The 2,026-nt window shown below is 55.3% G+C and carries 4 protein-coding genes; 3 read left to right on the top strand and 1 reads right to left on the bottom strand.

All coding sequences use genetic code 11. The features are described from left to right. Nucleotides 1-272: 272 nt before the first annotated feature. On the bottom strand, nt 273-617 hold the full coding sequence (locus ACFWW2_RS16830) for an H-NS family nucleoid-associated regulatory protein (protein ID WP_393929828.1): 345 nt from the start codon (nt 615-617) through the stop codon (nt 273-275). A gap of 76 nt (nt 618-693) precedes the next feature. Between ACFWW2_RS16830 and ACFWW2_RS16825 the strand changes: the two genes are divergently transcribed. The 3 genes from ACFWW2_RS16825 to ACFWW2_RS16815 all read left to right on the top strand — a co-directional run. After that, nucleotides 694-975, top strand: coding sequence for a hypothetical protein (locus ACFWW2_RS16825; protein WP_393929826.1), 282 nt, complete (start codon nt 694-696; stop codon nt 973-975). A gap of 86 nt (nt 976-1,061) precedes the next feature. Next, a complete protein-coding gene (locus ACFWW2_RS16820) occupies nt 1,062-1,592 on the top strand; it encodes a hypothetical protein (RefSeq protein ID WP_393929824.1) in 531 nt (176 codons plus the stop codon). Nucleotides 1,593-1,690: 98 nt separating this feature from the next. Continuing rightward, nucleotides 1,691-2,026 (top strand): DUF736 family protein (locus ACFWW2_RS16815; RefSeq protein ID WP_393929822.1); only part of this gene is annotated, 336 nt, incomplete at its 3' end.

Raw genomic sequence — 2,026 nt, 5'->3', positions numbered from 1 at the left:
AGTAACGATAACTAGGAATTATGTGCGCGCACTGAGCCGGGCTATTTCGACAAGTATCTACTCGAAGCGAAACAGAGGCTGTCGAAGGCCAACAGTGGGGCGGTTCTTGGAGATGTATGACTCGGATCCGTTCACATGTTTCCTAACCATTTACAGCATGTTGGGCGCGTCTTCGCGTAGTCATAGGAACTCGTGATCACCCACAAAACGAAGCAAACGCAAGTCTTGGTAGGATGCCGCTTGGTTCATTGGGACGAGCGAAGTGACTATGCTCAAATCTCCAGATCGTCTGGTGTCTTGCCACTGGCCACAGCAGCAACAAACCAGTCAGGCCGACGCCCTTTGCCGGTCCAGGTCTGGGCCTTGTCATCAGGATTGGCGTATTTTGGAACGCCGGGGGACTTTGGTTTCTTAGGCGCCTTGCGCGTGGCCTTGGCTACGGGCGCGTCACCAGCGGTAATCTCGGCTAAAGAGAACCCATGGGCCTTGGCGGCTTTCTCTGCCGCGGCCAGGGCCTCTTTCATTTCTTTCTTCTCAACGCGCGCAAGCGCTTTCTCAACATTGGCCTTGAGCTTCTCAAGCTCTTTGCGGGTCATGGATTTGAGGTCGGTCTTCATCAGGGAGATTCCTTGCAGTTGTTTGCCGCAATACATCATATGCGTTTAGGGGAGTGAACCGCGTCAATATTCGCTCATGAGGCGTGTACTTTGGGACGCCTGCGCCACAACACATAGCAGACGTGGGTCAGACTACCTCGAAGGTGCCGCGCATATTGAGATCTGGAAGGGTATCCGCATCGGCGTCTATCGCAATGCTCATGTGTGCTTCAAACGCAAGCACACCAACGCGAACTCTCATGGAGTGACGCTTGGCGTGCCTTTGCCCGAACTCTCTGAGGTCCATCACGGCCGTTATCGCGCCCTCATTGAAGTCCAGGAGTGCACGGCACTCCAGCTTGTTCTGCCCGCGCCCTAGCCCAAACGGGGCAGGGGGATCTCGTGTTCAAGCCACAAGCTGACTTTGCCGGGTATGCTTGGTACGATGCTTTGCCCACCCTAAAGATGACAGGTTATGTCATTGGCACGGGCGATCGCCGGACGTCTTACACTCTTGGTGAGTTGCCCAGCATCATTGCGCGGCCAGACAGCTTATCCGTATTTGGCTCTCTGCGAACAGGACCCGACATCTCACCCTGGGAGATCGAGACAGATTGCATACTGTTTGCTGACCTCGATGCAACGATGATCGATGAGACGGTCCTCTGTTTGACCGCAACCTCGACCATAACGTATGATGGGCTTCTCGCCTTCTTCACCGCAGCACTCTTTTGCCCCTGTTATGATGGAGATGCTGAATCCTATGACACCCAGCTTCGGTGGTTCACCGATGAGGCTGAAGATGAAGTGATCGGGTATCTCTCCGGCATTGATGATGTGCATCTGAACCAGGTCCAACGGATCATTGCCCGGGAACTTTGGTGGATCCGCCGCAAGGGGTCCAATATCTCCATTCAGATAAAAGGGAAGGACGTGCAGGTCGAGGGGTTGGAAACAGCCTTCACACGTTCCACGGAGGTGCCATCGTCAGCATGAAAGAGGAAAGGGGGCTTCGCTTTGTGTGATCCCAGGAGGGATCGGAAAGAGCTTGCGCCACGGCGCAAGCGGAAACTCTCAGACAAAGGACTGAACTCATGCTGAATGGCAAACTCATCGAAAGCGCAACTGGCTACAACTTGGCTGTCTCCACCCTCACCTTCGACATTGCAGGTCTGCAGGTGGTGCCCAACCCGCACAAGACGAAAGACAATCACCCGGACTACCATGTCGTTTTCCGCACACCGCGTGGCAACATCATGCGGGTGGGAGCTATGTGGCGCGCAGTCAGTGAACGCAGCAAGGCCGAGTACTTCTCGATCACGCTCACGGACAAGAACAACAAGACCTGGCGCATGAATGCCGTGCGCAACGACACGCTGCGCGATGGCGAATGGGCGGTTGTTCCACTGGCCGGTGGCGAGCCTGAGCCG

It is taken from the genome of Yoonia sp. R2-816 (assembly GCF_046762905.1).
Taxonomy (GTDB): domain Bacteria; phylum Pseudomonadota; class Alphaproteobacteria; order Rhodobacterales; family Rhodobacteraceae; genus Yoonia.
Note: the sequence above shows the minus strand (reverse complement) of the source record. Positions and strands in the feature narration are given on the sequence as shown.

Bases quoted from the DNA above. Each gene is read 5' to 3' on its own strand.
- ACFWW2_RS16820 (WP_393929824.1), top strand. From the start codon at position 1,062: ATGACAGGTTATGTCATTGGCACGGGCGATCGCCGGACGTCTTACACT.
- ACFWW2_RS16830 (WP_393929828.1), bottom strand. From the start codon at position 617: ATGAAGACCGACCTCAAATCCATGACCCGCAAAGAGCTTGAGAAGCTC.
- ACFWW2_RS16825 (WP_393929826.1), top strand. From the start codon at position 694: ATGAGGCGTGTACTTTGGGACGCCTGCGCCACAACACATAGCAGACGT.